The organism is Citrobacter sp. Cpo109, assembly GCF_030332565.1.
GTDB classification, from domain to species: Bacteria; Pseudomonadota; Gammaproteobacteria; order Enterobacterales; family Enterobacteriaceae; genus Citrobacter; species Citrobacter portucalensis.
This window is the reverse complement of the sequence record NZ_JAOWHQ010000051.1, coordinates 112,986-133,550: the sequence shown is the minus strand read 5'-3', so window position 1 is coordinate 133,550 and position 20,565 is coordinate 112,986. Positions and strand designations below refer to the sequence as shown.

Below are 20,565 nucleotides of genomic sequence, written 5' to 3'. Positions count from 1 at the left end.
ATGAATTTCTTCCAGAAAATTATTTACGAAGCATCACTTCGATAAAGTCTTTCCAGTTCCCCAGTTCACGTTCAATCATAACAACCTCTCTTATTATTATGGGCATTCTACGAAATCATCATCATTAAAAGAAGGCAATTTAACCGATGGTTGCGATTGATTCCTCCAGTGTTTGGGGTTTATGTGATCACTATGCGCTATACCCATAAATTTTATGTGACTTACTGCAATATTTTGAAATATTCATACATCATCTACTACTTTCGCAATTCTGATGGAAAAACAGGCTGATGCAAACAGGCAGATTCTGATTTCTAGTTATACGGTATTTTTTGGAGCTTTCAGGAATCATTATTCACTGTTGTTCAACAATGTTATATTTTTCTATAACGATTGAATGACAATATGTATTATTCATTGCCACAGAATAAAAGAATAAATATTCAAGTTACGTCAATAAGGATTCAAATGATCACCCTTTACGGCATTAAGAATTGCGACACGATTAAAAAAGCCAGACGCTGGTTGGAGGCTCAAGGTATTGACTACCGCTTTCATGATTATCGCGTCGACGGTCTGGACAACACGCTCTTACAGTCCTTTATCAGCGAATTAGGTTGGGAGGCGCTGCTCAATACGCGTGGAACCACCTGGCGTAAACTCGATGAATCCACGCGCAGTCAAATCACCGATGCGGCTTCCGCCGCCGCGTTGATGATTGAAATGCCAGCAATTATCAAACGCCCATTGCTCTGCGCGCCGGGTAAGCCTATGCTGCTTGGTTTCAGTGAATCCAGTTATACTCTGTTTTTTAATGAGGTGTAGTCTATGTCGTGCCCGGTCATTGAGCTGACACAGCAGCTTATTCGCCGTCCTTCCCTGAGCCCGGATGATGCCGGGTGCCAGGCGTTAATGATTGAACGCCTGCGCGCGGTAGGTTTTACCGTTGAGCGAATGGACTTTGGTGACACACAGAATTTTTGGGCATGGCGCGGTAAAGGTGAGACCCTGGCATTTGCCGGTCACACCGACGTAGTGCCTGCCGGCGATGTCGATCGCTGGATCAATCCACCGTTCGAACCGACCATTCGCGATGGCATGTTGTTCGGGCGTGGCGCTGCCGATATGAAGGGTTCACTGGCGGCGATGGTCGTGGCCGCAGAACGTTTTGTCGCCCAGCATCCAAACCATCAGGGTCGTCTGGCCTTTTTGATAACGTCTGACGAAGAAGCCAGCGCCAAAAACGGCACCGTGAAGGTGGTTGAAGCGCTGATGGCGCGTAATGAACGACTGGATTATTGCCTGGTGGGTGAGCCATCCAGCACGGAAATCGTTGGCGACGTGGTGAAAAATGGACGTCGTGGTTCACTGACCTGCAACCTGACCATTCACGGCGTGCAGGGCCACGTAGCCTATCCGCATCTGGCCGATAACCCGGTACACCGCGCGGCCCCCATGCTCAACGAACTGGTGGCGATCGAGTGGGATCAGGGTAACGAATTCTTCCCGGCGACCAGCATGCAGATTGCCAATATCCAGGCTGGAACCGGCAGCAACAACGTTATCCCTGGAGAACTGTTTATCCAGTTCAACTTCCGTTTCAGCACTGAGCTGACCGATGAGATGATTAAAGCACGGGTTCACGCGCTGCTGGAGAAACATCAGCTGCGTTATACCGTCGACTGGTGGCTTTCCGGTCAGCCGTTCCTGACCGAACGCGGTAAACTGGTGGATGCAGTGGTGAACGCCATTGAGCACTATAATGAGATTAAACCGCAGTTACTGACTACAGGCGGGACGTCCGACGGGCGTTTTATTGCCCGCATGGGGGCGCAGGTAGTAGAACTTGGGCCGGTCAACGCCACTATTCATAAAATTAATGAATGTGTTAATGCCGCCGACCTGCAGCTGCTTGCCCGTATGTATCAACGTATCATGGAGCAACTCGTCGCCTGATGAGTGTTCCTGTAAGAGGAAATGAGCATGGACTGGCTGGCAAAATATTGGTGGATTCTGGTGTTGGTGTTTCTGGTAGGCGTGCTGCTGAACGTGATTAAAGATCTCAAGCGCGTCGATCACAAGAAATTTCTTGCCAACAAGCCGGAGCTTCCCCCGCATCGTGACTTTAACGATAAATGGGATGACGACGACGATTGGCCGAATAAGGACCAACCGAAGAAATAATTAATAGGCAGATAAGTCCCGTAGGCCCGGTAAGCGTTAGCGCCACCGGGCATTACGTGCCGGATGGCAACGCTTCGCGTTTTATCCGGCCTACGGTGATCAATCAGATCATGGCAATCACATCATCATCGTGAGGCTTACCGCCGCTCAGCGCTTCATCAAAGTAGTGCTTCGGTACGGTAAAACGCAGATGATCGAGCGCAAACTGCATGCTGCGTTCATCAATGGCGTGCCCCAGATTTTCGACGATATCCAGCGTCACGTCTCCACCAGCGCGCATTAACGCTTCCTGCGCGGCAACGGCATGAGATAACTCAATTACCCGGTCTTCACCACCGTGAATCAAATGCACCGTCGTCGCGGTGGTTGCAGCCTCTGGCAAGGTGGCATAGCGGCCATTGAAGGCGATGACCCGCGATGCCAGCCCCGGCTCAGCTTTGATGCTCTCAAGTGACATAATCGCCCCCTGAGAAAAGCCAATCAGCGCGGTTGCCTGCGGCGAAACGCCGCTGTGCTTCTGCCAGTAACGCACGGTTTCGATAAACACCGGCATTATGGCGTCAACGCGTGCCTGACGACTCTCTTCTGTTACGCCCTGCACCGAAAACCACTGACGTCCGGACGTCGTCCCGTAAGGCTCTGCCCCGCCAATGCTAACGATTAGCGCATCCGGAAACAGCGGCGCAAACCAGGTGCCAATTTCACCCATGGCAACCGGATTATCGCCGACGCCATGAAACAGCAGCAGTAGCTGTTGAGCGGGTTTTTCGGGACTTTGAACAACAAAATGGTCATGTTTCATGGCGGTCTCCTTAGCTGATGAGAATCATTCTACGCCGCTTAACCGCAATGACCATGCCAGGAAATTGAAGAAGTTAGTGAAAAAATTGCCATTGCATAATGCGATTATGTAGCCGCTGTTCACGCTCTGCATCCAGCTGATTTAATGCCTGCGCCGCTTCGGCGCGCTGAATGACCAGCAACGCTTTACGACCAGAAATCTTGAGCTGTTGGCACAATTCGGCGTCGCTACGTTTAGCCTGGATGCGTCCGCGCAAGGCCGGAAGAGGTAACTCACTGTGCTCAAGCAGACGACTCAGACAGCCTAGAGACGTCAATAATGGCCGATGCGCGAAGGCAAACCCAGCCAGCTCAGCCCAGTCATCCTCATTAAGCGTAGCCTCTTTCAGAGGGACCAGCGGAATGTTCTCACCGTTCCATCGCGCAAGGATTTCCGCATCACGACGCAAATGCTGGTGCTCCCGCTCAGCAAGGCGTTTCCCCGCTTCGCTAATGGGAAGTAACGCCATGGCGGTATAACAGCCGCTGCTGGCTTCCCGATGATTTCCCATTCGCACCAGCACAAAACCGCAGCGCTCCCAGAAACGCCATAGTTCAGCCGTATACCCAAAACTGACCGACAGATAGTCACACGATGTGGAATAGCGGTGGGCCAGCATAATCAGCTGTTGCCCAATACTTTCTCTTTGGCGCGCAGGATGAACCGCAATTCGACTGACCCGTCTCCCGACGAGCGTCGCCGCCAACGGGTCACCACCGTGCGCCGCCAGCGACTGCGCAACCAGATTCCCTCTCGGTCGGCGATATCCGGCCCAGACGGCTTGGCTTAATTCTGCGGATAGTCCCCCTTCATCGACCAACCAGACGGCTCCCGCCACTGAGTCAGCGGTTGATGCCTGAAGAAAATGCTGTCCAGGCGCGTCCATCATTCGTCGCAGGTCCAATGGCGAGGTGCGATAATGCGCTCCGGAAAGCAGTTGGTATACCGCTAACGGCAGCGCCGGGTTAGCATGCCAGGACTGTTGCTCAAATGCCGAGAAGTGAAGCTCCCCCAATGGGGCATGCGTGAACGTTTCATCATCAAACACCAGCGCATCGCTGACGATTTGCTCCAGCGGACATCCCTGCGCCCAGCGTACCGGTTGCTGCAATTCATAGCGTTGAAGATTGGGGAAGCGGGCACAGAATTTCAGCAAGAAGCCTCTCCCCGTTCCCTCGTAGCCTTGTACTGTAGTGGTTAACAGCGTACGAGGAAAACGCGCCACCAGTTGATGCAACAGCGGCGCGGGGATCGCGGCGGCTTCATCCACAATTAGCCAGTCTGCGATTGCAGAACTGCTTAACAGCGCATCCGGGGCCATAAAACGGTAACGCTCCCCGGCAAATTGCGCCAGCACATCGGTTGCCGCTTTGGCAGGCGCTGTCACAATCGCAGTGCCGTTAATCCGCGCTATGAGTTGCCCTGCCAGAGCGGATTTACCCCGACCCCGTGCCGCCGTCACCGCAACCACACCGGGAGGCATAGCCAGCAAATGATTTAATATCATCGCCTGTTCTGGCTGGGGTTCGCCGGTTGCCGCGTGCCAGGCTGCGCGAGCAGGAAAGTGCGGACAGGAAACCGGCTGATGCTGTTGCCAGTGCAGAGCCTGTCTATCGCGGGAAATCACCCGTTTGACGTGTTCAATAAAGTGCGGTGTAGGGATAGGTTCAGCACAATCGCTCCAGCGTAGTGAATCCGCGTCCGGATGCGTGTGCCAGGAATGCCAGGGTGGGGTCAGCAATACCAGCCAACTGCCAGAAAGCAGTGTGCCGCTTAAGGCGGCAAACGCCGCAGCGTCAAAACCTTGCCTGGCGTCAAAAACCGCATGACGAAACTCGCGCCCTAATAATGTTTTTAGCGCCTGCGGCGTACAGCACGGCTCGGTAGGGGCTTGCTCCCCTACCCACAGCCAGTCGCCGGGTAACATGCTGCGTAGCGCTAATGCCTGTTCCTGACACCAGTTATCCTCGCCGCTGATAATCAGCAGACGACGGATCCCTTCGAGGGTCATTTGTTCGGTTAACGTGCTCAGCGCCGTGTTATCGGACATCCCTGCCTCAGTATCTTAAATACCTTTACCAAAGGTATTACATTGCCCCGGATCGCCGCTATCAAAACCGCGTTTGAACCAGGTAAAACGCTGTTCAGAGGTTCCGTGAGTAAAGCTGTCCGGCACGACGCGTCCTTGTCCCTGCTGTTGCAGACGATCGTCACCAATGGCCTGTGCGGCGTTCAGTGCCTCTTCCAGGTCACCAGACTCCAGTACGCCCTGCTGCTGCATGCTGTGGCCCCAGACACCGGCAAAGCAGTCTGCCTGCAGTTCCATTCGAACGGAAAGACGGTTCACTTCTGCCTGTGAGGCATTCTGCTGCATCTGACGAACTTTAGGTTCAATGCCCAGCAGTTTCTGCACGTGGTGACCCACTTCATGGGCGATAACATAGCCCTGAGCAAAATCACCATCAGCGCCCAGCTTGTTTTTCATGTCGTCATAGAATGAAAGGTCGATGTAAACCGTACCATCTGCCGGGCAATAAAATGGCCCCAGCACGGACTGACCCGCGCCGCAGCCGGTACGCGTCGCGCCCCGGTACATCACCAGCTTCGGCTGTTGGTAGGTGCGGCCCATTTTTTCAAACTGCTGTCCCCAGGTATCTTCTGTGGTAGCCAGAATCACCGAGGTAAATTTTGCCGCTTCATCATCGTTTGGGCTGATGGAGCGTGATGATTGCTGTTGGGAGACCGGCTGGCCAGTCATTAGCCCGGTGAGATCCACGCCATAATAACCCGCCACCAGCACCACAATCAGCAGAATGATGCCGCCTTTACCACTGGGCAGACGAAAACCAGGCCCACCCATAGAGGGGCCGCCGCCAGAGCTGTTTCGTCTGTCTTCCACGTTGTCACTTTCACGACGCCCTTGCCAGCGCATAATCACCTCAACTTTTTATTCATTATGATGATGATCGTAGGCGGTTCGGAACAGGATTACCATAAGAAATAGTAATCAAATCAGGTGGGGTTAATGAGCCGGAGAGCGATCGCCGGCTCAGGGGATGATTAGTCTAACTTCACACCCAGGCGATGCGCGACGGCTTCATAGGCTTCGATCAGGCCGCCCAGACTCTGGCGGAAGCGATCTTTGTCCATTTTATCCAGCGTTTCTTTGTCCCACAGGCGGCTACCGTCCGGTGAGAATTCATCACCCAGGACCACTTCACCTTTATACAAACCAAACTCAAGTTTGAAGTCGACCAGAATCAGACCAGCATCATCAAACATCTTTTTCAGCACGTCGTTAGCTTTGTAGGTCAGCTCTTTCATACGTGCCAGATTCTCTTTGCTCACCCAACCAAAAGTTTCGCAATAGGAATCGTTAATCATTGGATCGTGCATAGCATCGTTTTTCAGGAACAGATCAAACAGCGGCGGATTCAGTTCAATACCTTCCTCAACGCCTAAACGCTTAACCAGAGAGCCTGCCGCGCGGTTACGTACCACACATTCAACCGGTACCATCTCCAGTTTTTTCACCAGACATTCGGTATCAGAAAGCAGTCGCTCCATCTGGGTAGGAATACCCGCTTCTTGCAGTTTAGTCATAATGAAATGGTTGAATTTGTTGTTCACCATGCCTTTACGGTCAAACTGTTCAATGCGCGCGCCATCCCCTGCTGACGTATCATTGCGGAATTCGAGCACCAACAGGTCCGGGTTTTCCGTGCTGTATACGGTCTTCGCTTTACCACGATACAACTCAGCTTGCTTTTGCATCTTTATTACTCCTGGGTGTGAATTAACGATAAATATTGCGTTTTTCTGCCGACGCACACGTTTGCGTATCATATCAGAAAAAAAGGGCTGGAGTTATCCAGCCCTTTATTTTTACTTACTGAACGCTGCCTGGAAGACGGCGACCAGCGCGTCGTTCTGGCTTTGCGTCAGGGTATGCCCCTTCGGATCGATAAACTGCAAGCTACTGCGGTTGTCTAAATCACCGACCTGCAGTTTATAGTCGCCGGATACCAGACCCGGGTCGCTTGCACCCAACTCCTGCCAGTTGCTATCGGACAGTGGTTTGTAGGTCACCGCGATGCTGCCCTGAGAACGGGTGCTGTCGGTTACCTTCATCCCCACTTTCTCAAGCGCTGCCGGCAGACGCTGCCACACCACGTTGAACGGCCCGCGTACCACCAGCATTGGTAAACCGGTGTCATCGGCGGCGCTCTGAACATCCATGGTGGCTGCAGAGCGGTTCTGCGCGGCATTCGCGGCGTCTGTGGCGTTCTTATCCAGACCAGCAGAGATAACGTTCATCATTTCAGCGCTGTAGCGCTGCATTGATGCCGCATCGGCTACGGGTTTACCCGCCTGCTCGAGGTTAACCAGTTTCACCGTTACCGCTTGCTGATAGCCCTGCGGTTTAACCGAGATTTGATAACGTCCACGGTACTGCTCGTCTTCATCCAGACGGTTCCAGTCAACCCAGTCGGTGGTCAACGTCTGGCTGGCATCATCACGTTTGGTGATCGTGTAGTTTTTAGACTGAATGACGCTAACGACCTGCGGCCACAGTGTGTTGCCACGACCGTTTTCCACCAGTAATGTCGACGTATCACCCGCGATCTGTGTGCGAGCACCGGTGACTAATGCTAACGGCTGAGCCGGTGGACGAATATCCAGCGCTTTACCCACGGCACCACTGCCGTTGGTTACCGGGATATTATAGTCGCCCGACATAACCGGCAAAATCATCCCAGCTGGAGCATGAAGCTCAGCAAGCGGTGCGGCCTCCAGATAGGATTCATCACCGCTCACCTGGCGCTTATAGCGCGAGTCAGAGCTACAGGCCGCGAGCAACATAACAAGCGAAACACCCGCAACCTTGGCCAGGCGCGACTTTTGTACTGAGTAAGCCATCAAATCTCCCTAAACTTTACAGCAAACCGGCATGCTTAAGCGCCGCTTTGACGATTTCACGAGCATTGTCCGTGATTGGCGTCATCGGCAGACGTAGCGTATCGGTCGCCACAAGTCCCAACTCCTTACACGCCCATTTCACGGGAATAGGGTTGGGTTCGACAAATAGTTTGTTGTGTAACGGCATCAGACGTTGGTTAATCACCCGCGCCTCGGCAAATTGCCCGGCTGCCGCCAGTTTGCACATTTCAGCCATATCACGTGCCGCAACGTTAGACGTTACGGAAATCACGCCATGACCACCGAGCTGCATAAAATCCAGTCCGGTCGCGTCATCACCGCTGAGCAGAATAAAGTCGTCCGAAACCAGCTCTTTGATCTGGTGAACGCGACTTAAGTTCCCCGTGGCCTCTTTAATAGCGATAATATTTTTAACTTTCGCCAGACGACCAACGGTTTCCGGCAGCATATCGCAGCCAGTACGGGACGGCACATTATACAGAATTTGCGGCAGGTCAGTATGCTCAGCAATGGCTTTGAAATGCTGGAACAAACCTTCCTGGGTTGGGCGGTTGTAGTAAGGCGTCACCGTCAGGCAGCCGACAACACCGCTGTCGTTGAAACGCTGCGTCAGACTAATGGCTTCCGCGGTCGCATTGGCGCCGGTTCCGGCAATCACCGGAATACGCCCGTCAGCCAGTTCCAGCGTCATCATCACCACATCGCCATGTTCATCATGACTCAGGGTGGCGGACTCACCGGTGGTGCCAACAGAAACGATCGCCGAGGTGCCGCTGGCGACATGATAATCAATCAGTTTTTTCAGGCTCGACCGGCAGACTTTACCTTTCTCATCCATCGGCGTAACAAGCGCGACAATACTTCCCGTGAACATGGGCCATCCTCTGTGCAAACAAGTGTCTCAATGGTACGTTTGGTACGACAATAAAAGCAAGCGACCAGAGCCGTTCTGATTGTTGTATGCATGTTTTTTTTATGCTTTCCTTATGATTACCTCACCGCTCAAAGGAAGAACAGGTTTGACATCGTCATCGCAACACTATCTGGTCATTACTGCGCTGGGTGCCGATCGCCCAGGAATTGTGAACACCATCACGCGTCATGTCAGCAGTTGCGGCTGTAATATCGAAGACAGCCGACTGGCCATGCTGGGTGATGAGTTCACGTTTATCATGTTGCTGTCGGGAACCTGGAATGCCATCACCCTGATTGAATCAACCCTGCCATTAAAAGGCGCAGAGCTGGATTTACTCATTGTGATGAAGCGCACGACCGCGCGCCCCCGTCCGGCAATGCCTGCTACGGTATGGGTGCAGGTCGATGTCCCTGATTCTCCCCATTTGATTGAACGCTTCACCGCTCTGTTTGACAGCCACCAAATGAATATTGCGGAACTGGTTTCACGCACGCAACCGGCTGAGAATGGAAAGGCGGCGCAGTTGTTTATCCAAATTACCGCACATAGTCCTGCGTCACATGATTCGGCAAATATTGAAGATGCGTTTAAAGCACTCTGTACAGAACTCAATGCGCAAGGCAGTATTAACGTCGTCAATTACTCACAGCATGATGAACAGGATGGAGTTAAGTAATGAACCCACTGAAAGCCGGTGATATCGCACCGAAATTTAGCTTGCCGGATCAAGACGGAGAACAAGTAAATTTAACCGACTTCCAGGGACAGCGTGTTCTGGTTTATTTTTACCCGAAAGCCATGACACCCGGCTGTACCGTACAGGCCTGCGGCCTGCGCGATAACATGGATGAGTTAAAAAAAGCGGGTGTTGAAGTGCTGGGGATCAGCACTGACAAACCAGAGAAGCTTTCCCGATTCGCGGAGAAAGAAGTCCTGAATTTCACGCTCCTGTCCGATGAAGATCATCAGGTTTGCGAGCAGTTCGGCGTCTGGGGTGAGAAGTCATTTATGGGCAAAACCTACGATGGCATCCACCGCATCAGCTTCCTGATTGATGCCGAAGGGAAAATTGAGCATGTGTTTGATGACTTCAAAACCAGCAACCACCACGACGTGGTAATGAACTGGCTGAAAGAGAACGCCTGACCGTGAAATGCCGGATGGCGGTGTGAACGCCTTATCCGGCATACGTGCGTGCATTTGTAGGCCGGATAAGGCGTTAGCGTCGCCATCCGGCAGATGACCGCCCGGTTACTCAAACGTCCCTTTCACGCACGCTTTCTGCTCTTTCACCACGGCTTTTCCCTTCGCCCACAGGTGATGAACTTCCAGCGCGTCGTTGAGCACCAGAATGTCCGCATCGCATCCCACCGCCAGACGCCCTTTATGCTCCAGTGCCAAAAATTCTGCGACCGTACGCGTCAGCGGACACAGCGCCTGTTCCAGCGGTATGGCATGAATCTTCACCAACTGGCGCACCGTCTCGGCCAGTGATTCAAACCCCGCGACACCGATGCCGGTGAGATTGCCAAGCTCATCAAATTCCGGCTGGCTGCCGTTGCCATCCGAGCTAAGGGTAATGCGCGACAGCGGCACGTTCTGGCGTAGCGCCGTGGCGATAGCCGTGGCCGGGTCGACGGGCTCATCAATGCTGCTGGTAATGTCGATATAACCGCCTTTACGGGCATACTCCAGCGCCGCCTGGAACAACGGTTCCGCACGGTTAACGTGTGTCGGCAACAGTTTAGTAATCGGCACATCGCAACAGTCAAGGATCTGGTACAACGGTTCCAGCAAGCGCGGGCTGTCGCCCATATGGAAAACGCTGATCCCCGGTTTGCGCCCTAACAATCCGCCGACACGCGACTGCGCCGCCATATTTGCCAGCGCCGAGGTATCCGGGGCTGAAGAACGATGGTCCGAAACCGCACATTTCACACCAATAACTTTATCAATCAGCGCCACATCGCGATCGATACTGCCGGTGATCGTCGGGGAAGGCAGAGAATACGCCCCGGTCAGCATCCATGCGCTGATGCCTTCAAACTCCAGCGCGCGGGTTTTTGCCAGCAGCGATTCCGGGTGACGGGTAATGCCATCGGTACCCAGCAAACCCACCACCGACGTGACGCCAGCTTCAACCAGCCGTGACAAGCGCACTTCCGGGGTGCGGGTATGCGGCCCCGCCTCCCCACCACCGCCAATAAGATGGACGTGTTGATCGATAAATCCCGGGCATACAATCGCGCCGTCAAGATTGATACACTCGCAACCGGGAAAGTCTTCAGGAGAAATTGACGGGGCGATGGCAACAATTTTGCTGCCGGAGACCAGTATATCCTGTCGCCCTAAATCTTCCGGCGCATACACGTGTCCCTGCTGGAACAACGTCAAATCAAGAATTGAACAGTTCATAACCTTCCTTGTCAGGCAATAACCTGCATAACCCAAATAGAGAGCAGCGCATTAATGACGCATACCGCAATAATTAGCGGGTAATAACGAGGATGAACCCCCGCGGTCCCCAGACAACGGCCCACATTTTGCACCGGATTTCCCATCAGGTAGATAGCCGGTAACAACACCGTGGCATCATGTCCCGAAAGCGTACCGGCGACAACCAGGCTGGCGCACACGCCGACGCCGCCTCCCATACTCATCACCGCTGCCAGCAGCACAGTGGCAGATTCCCCCGGCAGCCCCCACAGCGCCATTACCGGCTCGCATACCCGCCCGACAACCTCGAGCAGCCCTGTCACCTTCAGCGCCTGAATAATCACAAACGCCATCACCACGTTAGGCAACAGACTGGTTGTTGCAATGGTAAACCCGCGCCGTGCGCCATCGATAAACATATCCATGACGTTTTTACGTACCTGTGTTGTCATCTCACGCCTCCTGCTGCATACAGCGATTTTCCAGCTGCGCGATCCATACACGCAACAGGTTCGCGCCCACAAATTTGAAGACAAGGATCACCGCCAGCGGCGTAATCACCGGAACGGTCATCATCGTAAACAGCGCTGCGCCAGAAGAAAAATAGTTGGTAATGCACGCGCTGCCGCTGGTTTGCCAGCAGGCAAAAATAGCGCGTTCCTGCTCTGTGATAATGCCCTCTTCCGCCATTTCTTTGGTCATCCCGGCCGCGGCATCGGTATTTTGCAAATTCGCAATCAACGCCAGCGAACAAAAACCCGGAATGCCCAGTAACGGACGCAGGACCGGCGTCATCAGCTGTTGTGCCGCGCGTAACCCACCCAACCCTTCGGTGACAGAAATAATCCCAAGCGAAAGAATGACGGAAGGCGCCAGCTCAAGCGCGAATAAGAAACCGTCTTTGGCCCCCATCCCTCCAGAGCCACGAAAAGAGACCGCCGTGCCGCCCGCAGCATTAATCTGCCCAAACGCACCGTTGAGGACGGTGAAGTCAAAGACCCGCCACCATTCGGTACTTTTCGCAAACATGCCGGAAAAAAGAATAATCGTAATAAAAAAAGCGAGATAACCGCCCCATCCCACCTTTTGCTGCGTGTGTGTGCTGTGATCCATTTTGTTCTCCTGTTGGCCTTAATCCTTGTGTGACTAAAAGACATCACGATGGTCAAGTTAAAGACAAACGCGGAGAAAAACGACACCAGAGGAGATTATTCAGAAAGAGTGGATAGAGGTCAGACAAGTTCAGATCCGGCGACATGATATCGCCGGATCTTGCAGATTAGGGTTCGTCAACGACCTGACCATCCGGCCAGGCATGCATTACCGCTTTGATTAACGTCGCCAGAGGAATCGCAAAGAATACGCCCCAGAATCCCCACAAACCGCCGAAAATCACCACGGAGAGAATAATGACCAGTGGATGCAGATTGACCGCCTCGGAGAACAGCACGGGAACCAGCAAATTGCCGTCCAGCGCCTGGATTATCAGGTACACGGCAAAACAGCTCCAGAACTCAGTGCCAAGGCCAAACTGGAACAGCGCCACGCCAACCACCGGAATCGTCACCACAAAAGCGCCGATATACGGGATCAGCACAGAGAACCCGACCAGCACCGCCAGCAGCAGCGAATAGTTGAGACCAAACAGCAGGAAGCCGAGCCAGGTCGCTACGCCGACCACCACCATTTCCAGCACCTTTCCGCGGATATAGTTGGTGATTTGCTGATTCATCTCTTTCCATACCTGCCCCGCCAGCCCGCGGTTACGCGGCAGCACCCGGCGCACGGCGTTCAGCATCTGTCCTTTATCTTTGATCAGGAAGAACACCATCAATGGGACAAGAACAAGATAGACCGCCAGGGTCAGCAATCCAACCAGTGAGGCTAACGAATATTTCACCACCGAATCGCCCATGGTGAGCATTCGCGAGCGCATATTTTCCGCCATCGCATCAATGATGCCTGCATCCATCAGCGCCGGGTAACGTCGTGGCAAGGTGGCGGCAAAATCAGACAATTTATTGAGCATGCCGGGCATGTCGCGGATCAGGTAAATTCCCTGCTGCCACGCAACGGGCATCACCACAAAGGCCATCAGTAGTAAAATACCGACAAACACCACCAGCACAATCGATGTCGCCCAACGTCGTGAACAACCAATATGTTCCAGCCGCACTGTCGGCCATTCAAGCAGGTACGCCAGCACAATGGCGACCAGCAGCGGCGCCAAAAGGCCGCTAAAGAAAAACAGGATGCCAAAACCGGCAACAAGAATAATCAGCAGGGCGATGGCTTCGGGGTCGCTAAAGCGGCGACGATACCATTGCATCAACATTTCGAGCATAAAACCCTTCCATGAACCCAATAGCGGGATTGCGATCCCGAATTGTATCGAAATGTCACAAAAAAGACTTCGCTTTTTATGGCTGATTACGCAAAGTGAAAAGACATTTTTCCTGGGTGTTCATCGTCAGGTTTCGCAGTTACACTCCGTAAGCTTGCGGAGTGTGAACGATACTTCACAGCATCGGTCAAATGGCTATCTCAAAAAAGAATACAGGACAGAGGTTATGTTCAGGCAGTTGAAAAAAAACCTGGTTGCTACCCTCATTGCCGCACTGACTATCGGTCAGGTTGCGCCCGCATTTTCTGATACTGCGGACACCCTGCCTGATATGGGAACGTCGGCAGGCAGTACGCTTTCCATAGGACAGGAAATGCAGATGGGCGATTATTACGTACGCCAACTGCGCGGCAGTGCGCCATTAATTAACGATCCATTGCTCACCCAATACATTAATGCGCTGGGGATGCGTCTGGTCTCGCACGCCGACTCGGTTAAAACGCCCTTCACCTTCTTTTTGATTAACAACGATGAAATCAACGCCTTTGCTTTCTTTGGCGGCAACGTTGTCCTGCACTCTGCATTATTTCGCTATTCCGACAACGAAAGCCAGCTGGCATCGGTTATGGCGCACGAAATTTCCCACGTTACGCAGCGTCACCTGGCGCGTGCCATGGAAGATCAGAAACGCAGCGCGCCACTAACGTGGGTTGGCGCATTAGGTTCAATTTTATTAGCAATGGCCAGCCCGCAGGCGGGTATGGCGGCGCTGACCGGTACGCTGGCGGGTACACGTCAGGGAATGATCAGCTTTACGCAGCAAAACGAACAGGAAGCAGACCGCATCGGTATTCAGGTACTGCAACGCTCGGGATTCGATCCCCAGGCCATGCCAACGTTCCTGGAAAAACTGCTCGACCAGGCTCGTTACTCTTCGCGTCCGCCGGAAATTTTGCTGACTCACCCCCTGCCGGAAAGCCGTCTGTCTGATGCCCGTAACCGCGCCAACCAGATGCGCCCGGTGGTCGTCCAGTCGTCAGAAGATTTTTATCTGGCTAAGGCACGAACCTTGGGCATGTACAACTCTGGTCGTAACCAGTTGACCGATGACCTGCTGAGTAACTGGTCGAAAGGCAACGTACGTGAGCAACGTGCGGCGCAGTATGGCCGGGCATTGCAGGCGATGGAAGCCAGTAAATATGACGAGGCGCGTAAAGCGCTGCAACCGCTGCTGGCGGCAGATCCTAACAATGCCTGGTATCTCGACCTGGCAACGGATATCGATCTCGGCCAGAAGAAAACCAGTGATGCCATTAACCGCCTGAAAAACGCCCGCGACCTGCGCACTAACCCGGTTCTGCAGCTCAACCTGGCGAATGCCTATTTACAGGGTGGACAAGCCAAAGAGGCGGCGACCATCCTGAATCGCTATACGTTTAACCATAAAGATGACCCTAACGGCTGGGATCTGTTAGCGCAAGCGGAAGCCAACCTGGGCAACCGCGATCAGGAGCTGGCGGCGCGCGCGGAGGGGTATGCCCTCGCGGGACGTCTGGATCAGGCTATTTCGATGCTCAGCAGCGCAAGTTCTCAGGTGAAACTGGGTAGCCAGCAGCAGGCCAGATACGATGCCCGTATTGACCAGCTACGCCAGCTGCAAGAACGCTTTAAACCGTACACGAAGATGTAATTATCGAACCTTTGCCGGATGGCGACGCTGTAGCGTCTTATCCGGCCTACGTCAGACGCAATATGTAGGCCGGATAAGGTCTTTTGGCCGCCATCCGGCAGTATTGTTATGCAAGGAGAAGTCATGTCAGACGCGATTAAAATCTACCATAACCCACGTTGCTCCAAGAGCCGTGAAACGCTGGAATTACTGAAGTCCAACGGCGTGGACCCGGAAGTGGTGTTGTATCTGGAAGCGCCGGCTGATGCAGCAACCCTGCGTGAACTGCTGCAAATGCTCGGTATGTCCAGCGCGCGTGAACTGATGCGCCAGAAAGAGGATCTTTATAAATCACTTAACCTGGCGGACAAAAATCTGAGTGAAGACACGCTGATTCAGGCAATGGTGGAAAACCCGAAACTGATGGAGCGCCCGATTGTGGTTGCCAAAGGTCAGGCTCGAATTGGACGCCCGCCTGAGCAGGTACTGGAAATCGTCGGTTAACCTGCAACCTGCCGCAGTCTTCCCGGCTGCGGCGCTTACAGCTTCAGAATTTCTTTTACGAACGGAATGGTCAGCTTACGTTGGGCGGTGATCGAAGCATGATCAAGCTGATCCAGCGTCATAAACAGCGTACGCATTTCTCGATCCAGACGCTTTAGCAGAAAACGTCCCACATCTTCCGGCAGTTCAAATCCACGAAGTCTGGCGCGTAATTGCAACGCCTGCAGCTTATCTTCATCGGAAAGCGGTTGTAGCTTGTAGATTTGCCCCCAGTCCAGGCGTGAGGCGAGATCCGGCAACCCCAGATTCAACTGTCTTGGCGGACGATCGCCGGTGATCAGCAGGCGCGTTTTCCCCGACTCCAGGATACGGTTGTAGAGATCAAAGATCGCCATTTCCCACAGCGAATCACCAGCCACACATTCGATGTTATCGATGCATACCAGCGATAAATGCTCCATCCCGTCGAGCACCTCGGGGACGAACCAGGTGCGTTTGTCGAGCGGCACGTAGCCTACCGCATCGCCGCGCGCGGAGAGTTCCGCACAGGCTGCATGCAGCAAATGACTACGGCCAGCGCCTTCACGCGACCAGAGATAAATATACCCGCTATGTTCCTGACGCAGCACGTTTTGCAGTGCAGCCAGTAAAGAGGAGTTATCCCCCGGCCAGAAACTTGCGAAAGTTTCGTCGTCAGGAAGATAAAGTGGCAAAGAGAGCTGTGCCGGTGTGTTCAGAGATACCTCAACCCAGGATTTCATAAAATCGCGTTGAGTTTAACACAGAAATACGTCGCGATAGAACCGGGCAGCGTTGCCGCCCGGTCAGAGATTTACTGTTGCGGACTGTCTGCATCTTTCGCGTCAAGCACGACTTCTTCCGGACGCAGCAGGCTGATAACTTTGAAAATCAGGCTCAGACAGACACCAACGATGGTCGCCAGCGCCATGCCTTTCAGCTCTGCGGCACCGATGTGAACTTTCGCGCCACTTACGCCGATGATCAAAATAACCGAGGTCAGGATCAGGTTCTGCGCCTTGTTATAGTCAACCTTCGACTCGATCAGTACGCGAATACCAGAAGCACCAATCACACCGTACAGCAGCAGCGATACGCCGCCCATAACCGGCAGTGGAATAATTTGGATCGCTGCAGCCAGTTTACCCACGCAGGAGAGCAGAATGGCGAAAATTGCCGCACCGCCGATAACCCAGGTACTGTAAACGCGGGTGATCGCCATTACGCCGATGTTTTCGCCGTACGTGGTGTTCGGCGTAGAGCCGAAGAAACCAGAGATTACCGTAGACAGACCGTTGGCAAACATAGAACGATGCAGGCCAGGATCGCGAATCAAATCTTTTTTCACGATATTTGCCGTTACCACCAGGTGCCCGACGTGTTCAGCGATGACCACCAGCGCTGCTGGCAGGATGGTCAGAATGGCAACCCATTCAAAACGCGGCGTGTAAAACGTCGGCAGCGCGAACCAGTGGGCCTGCGCAATCGGCGTAGTGTCCACAACGCCCATCACGAAGGAGAGCGCATAACCGGCCAGCACCCCGATCAGAATCGGGATAATCGCCATAAAACCGCGGAACAATACGGAACCAAAGACCGTTACCGCCAGCGTTACCATAGAAATGATGATGGTTTTTGAATCCGGTAATTGCCCCTCAGCAGGCAGTAACCCCGCCATACCCGCAGCAACGCCAGCCAGCTCCAGACCGATGACGGCAACGATTGCGCCCATCGCCGCAGGCGGGAACATGACATCCAGCCAGCCGGTTCCTGCCTTCTTAACAATGAAAGAAACCAGGCAGAACAGGACGCCACACATAATGAAACCGCCCAGCGCCACTTCATACCCTAACGGCAGCAGCAGCAGTACCGGGGAAATAAAGGCAAAGCTGGAACCCAGATATGCGGGAATTTTACCCTTACAAATAAAGAGATACAGCAACGTACCAATGCCGTTAAACAGCAGAACGGTAGCCGGGTTGATGTGGAACAGGACTGGCACCAGTACCGTTGCGCCAAACATGGCGAACAGGTGCTGCAAACTAAGCGGGATTGTCTGTAAAAGCGGCGGTCTTTCACTCACCCCGATAGCACGGCGCGTCATAGTGTTTTCCTCTGAGTGTTGTTTGTTATTAGCCATTGGGTTGTTTTATTCAAAAAAAAGCCGACTCTTAAAGTCGGCTTCTTTTCACTTATTCGTTTACTTAGTACCAAAAATCTTATCGCCGGCATCGCCGAGCCCCGGAATAATGTATCCGTGCTCGTTCAGTCCCTGATCGATGGAGGCGGTGTACAGCTCCACATCCGGGTGCGCTTTTTCCAGTGCCGCGATACCTTCCGGTGCCGCAACCAGGACCAGCACTTTAATGCTGGTGCAGCCTGCATTTTTCAGCAGATCGATAGTGGCGATAACAGAGCCGCCGGTTGCCAGCATTGGGTCAACGATCAGCGCCATACGCTCATCGATGTTAGAAACCAGCTTCTGGAAATACGGAACCGGCTCCAGCGTCTCTTCGTTACGGTACATACCAACAACGCTGATACGCGCGCTCGGAACGTTTTCCAGAACGCCTTCCATCATGCCCAGGCCCGCACGCAGGATAGGCACAACGGTGATTTTTTTGCCTTTAATTTGGTCAACTTCAACTGGACCGTTCCAGCCTTCAATGGTCACCTTTTCGGTTTCCAGACCAGCGGTTGCTTCATAAGTCAGCAGGCTGCCAACTTCCGAGGCGAGTTCACGAAAGCGTTTAGTGCTGATGTCGTTTTCACGCATCAGTCCCAGCTTGTGTTTGACGAGTGGGTGTTTGACTTCCACGATCTTCATACTCTTCTCCTTTCCTCAGACGAATGGCAACCACAAAAAAAATCGCCGGATTATACCGCTTTTCCTCTCTGGCGCAACACTGCATACGCTTGATATGGATCAACCAAAGTCATTTGCGTCTGAATGATGAGTATAAAACAAGCCCCGCACTGATGGCGGGGCTTGCTGTCAATACCATGAATTTTAAAGATATTCAGCATTGGTCTGGATGACTTTCTGATACCACGAAAAAGATTTTTTAGGCGAGCGCGTTAATGTCCCGCTACCATCATTATTTTTATCGACATAGATAAACCCGTAGCGTTTTTTCATCTCTCCCGTCCCGGCCGAGACTAAATCAATGCAGCCCCACGGGGTATATCCCATCAGATCCACGCCATCTTCCACCACCGCTTTTTTCATCTCACGTATGTGGGCGGCAAGGTAGTCGATACGATACTGGTCGTTAACTGTACCATCGTCCTCGCGCACGTCGATGGCGCCAAATCCATTCTCCACAATAAATAGTGGCAGCTGATAATGATCCCAGAACCAGTTCAGTGAATAACGCAGGCCAACCGGATCAATCTGCCAGCCCCAGTCCGATTTCTGCACGTACGGATTGGAAACCAGGCTTTTCGACTCATCGTAATCCAGTTGCGGGTTGTCCGCCGTAGCCTGGGTCGCGAAAGACATATAATAGCTAAAGCCGATGTAATCAACGCAGCCCTCGGTCAGCGCCTGACGGTCTTCCTCGGTGATATCCAGTTCAAAGCCACGACGGGCAAAGTAGTTGAGAAGATGCTGCGGGTATTTGCCGCGCACATGGACGTCGGTAAACCAGTAACGCCGGTGCATGGCATTCATCGCCATCATCATATCGTCTGGCGCGCAGGTCAGCGGATAGATAGGACACATGGCAATCATGCACCCTATCTGTAATTCCGGGTTAATCTCACGCGCGACCTTTACCGCCAGCGCGCTTGCCACCAGCTCATAGTGCGCCGCCTGGTACATGACCGGCTCGCGGTCTTCGCCGGGCTGGTATTTCAGACCTGAGTTAGTAAAGGGCGCGAAATCTTCGTGATAATTTGCCTGGTTGTTAATCTCATTAAACGTCATCCAGTACTTCACTTTGTGCTGGTAACGAGTGAATACCACCCTGGCAAAACGGACAAAGAAATCGATAAGCTTGCGGTTGCGCCAGCCGCCGTACTCCATCACCAGATGGTAGGGCATCTCAAAATGCGACAGCGTAATCACCGGCTCAATGCCATATTTCAGGCATTCGTTAAACAGGTCATCATAGAACTGTAGGCCAGCCTCATTGGGTTGTTCTTCATCGCCTAAGGGGAAAATACGTGTCCAGGCAATAGAGGTGCGAAAGCATTTAAACCCCATTTCGGCAAACAGCTTTATGTCGTCTTTATAGCGATGATAAAAATCGATGGCCTCGTGGTTAGGGTAATTTTTACCGGCAATCACACCGTCGGTAATTTCACGCGTCACACCATGCGCTCCCGCGGTCATGACATCAGCAACGCTGACGCCTTTTCCGCCCTCCTGCCAGCCACCTTCCAGTTGATGAGCCGCGACAGCACCACCCCACATGAATTCTGCTTTAAATCCTGACATACCCTTCCCCTATCGTGATGACTCTGCGCAAAACGCTGTTGATGAGGTCCGCAACAGAAAACAGAAACCGGTTTCAGTAAGATACTGTGCATTCGGCTAACAGGATTCAAGCACAAGACTGTACCCGGTTTCATTTTCGTGGCGCAGCTCAAACAAATAGATAAATGATTGTAAAATGCTGAAAAAACCAGCAGATAAAACTTGATGCAGAGCAGGCTCGCAAACGTTTGCTTTCCCTGTTAGAATTGCGCCGAATTTAACTTTTACTGCA

General features: G+C 52.9%; 22 protein-coding genes. 7 read left to right on the top strand and 15 right to left on the bottom strand.

The genetic code is table 11. The features are described 5' to 3' along the window. Positions 1-19 precede the first annotated feature (19 nt). Positions 20-79 carry a protein YpfM gene (gene ypfM, locus OGY71_RS07195; RefSeq protein WP_001386977.1) on the bottom strand — a complete coding sequence of 20 codons (60 nt, stop codon included), beginning with the start codon at positions 77-79 and terminating at the stop codon, positions 20-22. A gap of 389 nt (positions 80-468) precedes the next feature. On the opposite strand from ypfM, the gene OGY71_RS07190 reads away from it, so the two are divergent. From OGY71_RS07190 to OGY71_RS07180, 3 genes are read left to right on the top strand one after another with little or no spacing between them, the layout of a single operon-like run. Further along, positions 469-825, top strand: a complete 357-nt coding sequence (locus OGY71_RS07190) for an ArsC family reductase (RefSeq protein ID WP_003835078.1) — start codon at positions 469-471, stop codon at positions 823-825. A 3-nt stretch (positions 826-828) separates the two neighbouring features. Beyond that, positions 829-1,956: a succinyl-diaminopimelate desuccinylase gene (gene dapE, locus OGY71_RS07185; RefSeq protein ID WP_003037976.1), complete on the top strand. Its 1,128-nt coding sequence runs from the start codon at positions 829-831 to the stop codon at positions 1,954-1,956. A gap of 27 nt (positions 1,957-1,983) precedes the next feature. Continuing rightward, positions 1,984-2,184 (top strand): YpfN family protein, encoded by a 201-nt coding sequence (locus OGY71_RS07180; protein ID WP_003835080.1) that lies wholly within the window; start codon positions 1,984-1,986, stop codon positions 2,182-2,184. A gap of 103 nt (positions 2,185-2,287) precedes the next feature. Here OGY71_RS07180 and ypfH read toward each other — a convergent pair whose 3' ends face one another. From ypfH to dapA, 6 genes are all read right to left on the bottom strand, one after another. Then, positions 2,288-2,986 carry an esterase gene (gene ypfH, locus OGY71_RS07175; RefSeq protein ID WP_063941697.1) on the bottom strand — a complete coding sequence of 233 codons (699 nt, stop codon included), beginning with the start codon at positions 2,984-2,986 and terminating at the stop codon, positions 2,288-2,290. Between the two features lie 73 nt (positions 2,987-3,059). Then, complete coding sequence (locus OGY71_RS07170; protein ID WP_197385628.1) at positions 3,060-5,075, bottom strand: tRNA(Met) cytidine acetyltransferase TmcA; 2,016 nt, start codon at positions 5,073-5,075, stop codon at positions 3,060-3,062. 15 nt (positions 5,076-5,090) lie between these two features. Then, entirely contained in the window at positions 5,091-5,957 is an 867-nt protein-coding gene (ypfJ, locus tag OGY71_RS07165) for a KPN_02809 family neutral zinc metallopeptidase (RefSeq protein WP_286613039.1), read from the bottom strand. Between the two features lie 128 nt (positions 5,958-6,085). Then, positions 6,086-6,799 (bottom strand): phosphoribosylaminoimidazolesuccinocarboxamide synthase, encoded by a 714-nt coding sequence (gene purC, locus OGY71_RS07160; protein WP_003835086.1) that lies wholly within the window; start codon positions 6,797-6,799, stop codon positions 6,086-6,088. 111 nt (positions 6,800-6,910) lie between these two features. After that, the gene (bamC, locus tag OGY71_RS07155; protein ID WP_003835088.1) at positions 6,911-7,945 is read right to left on the bottom strand and encodes an outer membrane protein assembly factor BamC; all 1,035 of its coding nucleotides are present in this window, start codon (positions 7,943-7,945) and stop codon (positions 6,911-6,913) included. Between the two features lie 16 nt (positions 7,946-7,961). Then, positions 7,962-8,840, bottom strand: coding sequence for a 4-hydroxy-tetrahydrodipicolinate synthase (gene dapA, locus OGY71_RS07150; protein WP_003037957.1), 879 nt, complete (start codon positions 8,838-8,840; stop codon positions 7,962-7,964). A 145-nt stretch (positions 8,841-8,985) separates the two neighbouring features. Between dapA and OGY71_RS07145 the strand changes: the two genes are divergently transcribed. Next, the gene (locus OGY71_RS07145) at positions 8,986-9,558 is read left to right on the top strand and encodes a glycine cleavage system transcriptional repressor (RefSeq protein WP_003037954.1); all 573 of its coding nucleotides are present in this window, start codon (positions 8,986-8,988) and stop codon (positions 9,556-9,558) included. Then, positions 9,558-10,028 carry a thioredoxin-dependent thiol peroxidase gene (bcp, locus tag OGY71_RS07140; RefSeq protein ID WP_003835095.1) on the top strand — a complete coding sequence of 157 codons (471 nt, stop codon included), beginning with the start codon at positions 9,558-9,560 and terminating at the stop codon, positions 10,026-10,028. The genes OGY71_RS07145 and bcp overlap by 1 nt, the downstream gene beginning before the upstream one ends. Positions 10,029-10,133: 105 nt before the next feature. On the opposite strand, the gene iadA is transcribed toward bcp, so the two are convergent. The 4 genes from iadA to OGY71_RS07120 form a co-directional block, all read right to left on the bottom strand. Beyond that, the gene (gene iadA / locus OGY71_RS07135; protein WP_193134302.1) at positions 10,134-11,297 is read right to left on the bottom strand and encodes a beta-aspartyl-peptidase; all 1,164 of its coding nucleotides are present in this window, start codon (positions 11,295-11,297) and stop codon (positions 10,134-10,136) included. An 11-nt stretch (positions 11,298-11,308) separates the two neighbouring features. After that, positions 11,309-11,770 (bottom strand): YjiG family protein, encoded by a 462-nt coding sequence (locus OGY71_RS07130; protein WP_003835099.1) that lies wholly within the window; start codon positions 11,768-11,770, stop codon positions 11,309-11,311. 1 nt (position 11,771) lies between these two features. After that, positions 11,772-12,431, bottom strand: a complete 660-nt coding sequence (locus tag OGY71_RS07125; protein WP_286613037.1) for a nucleoside recognition domain-containing protein — start codon at positions 12,429-12,431, stop codon at positions 11,772-11,774. A gap of 166 nt (positions 12,432-12,597) precedes the next feature. Beyond that, positions 12,598-13,662, bottom strand: a complete 1,065-nt coding sequence (locus OGY71_RS07120) for an AI-2E family transporter (RefSeq protein WP_003037941.1) — start codon at positions 13,660-13,662, stop codon at positions 12,598-12,600. Positions 13,663-13,888: 226 nt separating this feature from the next. Between OGY71_RS07120 and bepA the strand changes: the two genes are divergently transcribed. Together bepA and arsC are read left to right on the top strand one after the other, a co-directional pair. Further along, positions 13,889-15,352, top strand: a complete 1,464-nt coding sequence (gene bepA / locus OGY71_RS07115; protein WP_003835103.1) for a beta-barrel assembly-enhancing protease — start codon at positions 13,889-13,891, stop codon at positions 15,350-15,352. Positions 15,353-15,475: 123 nt separating this feature from the next. Further along, the gene (gene arsC, locus OGY71_RS07110; protein WP_003835105.1) at positions 15,476-15,835 is read left to right on the top strand and encodes an arsenate reductase (glutaredoxin); all 360 of its coding nucleotides are present in this window, start codon (positions 15,476-15,478) and stop codon (positions 15,833-15,835) included. A gap of 35 nt (positions 15,836-15,870) precedes the next feature. On the opposite strand, the gene OGY71_RS07105 is transcribed toward arsC, so the two are convergent. The 4 genes from OGY71_RS07105 to OGY71_RS07090 all read right to left on the bottom strand — a co-directional run bounded on the left by OGY71_RS07105 (position 15,871) and on the right by OGY71_RS07090 (position 20,294). Continuing rightward, positions 15,871-16,572 (bottom strand): DnaA inactivator Hda, encoded by a 702-nt coding sequence (locus tag OGY71_RS07105; protein ID WP_211924219.1) that lies wholly within the window; start codon positions 16,570-16,572, stop codon positions 15,871-15,873. Positions 16,573-16,667: 95 nt separating this feature from the next. After that, positions 16,668-17,957, bottom strand: coding sequence for a uracil permease (gene uraA / locus OGY71_RS07100; protein WP_003835107.1), 1,290 nt, complete (start codon positions 17,955-17,957; stop codon positions 16,668-16,670). A gap of 96 nt (positions 17,958-18,053) precedes the next feature. Continuing rightward, positions 18,054-18,680: a uracil phosphoribosyltransferase gene (gene upp / locus OGY71_RS07095; RefSeq protein WP_003835110.1), complete on the bottom strand. Its 627-nt coding sequence runs from the start codon at positions 18,678-18,680 to the stop codon at positions 18,054-18,056. Positions 18,681-18,863: 183 nt separating this feature from the next. After that, positions 18,864-20,294, bottom strand: coding sequence for a 6-phospho-beta-glucosidase (locus OGY71_RS07090; RefSeq protein ID WP_286613035.1), 1,431 nt, complete (start codon positions 20,292-20,294; stop codon positions 18,864-18,866). Positions 20,295-20,565: the final 271 nt, after the last annotated feature.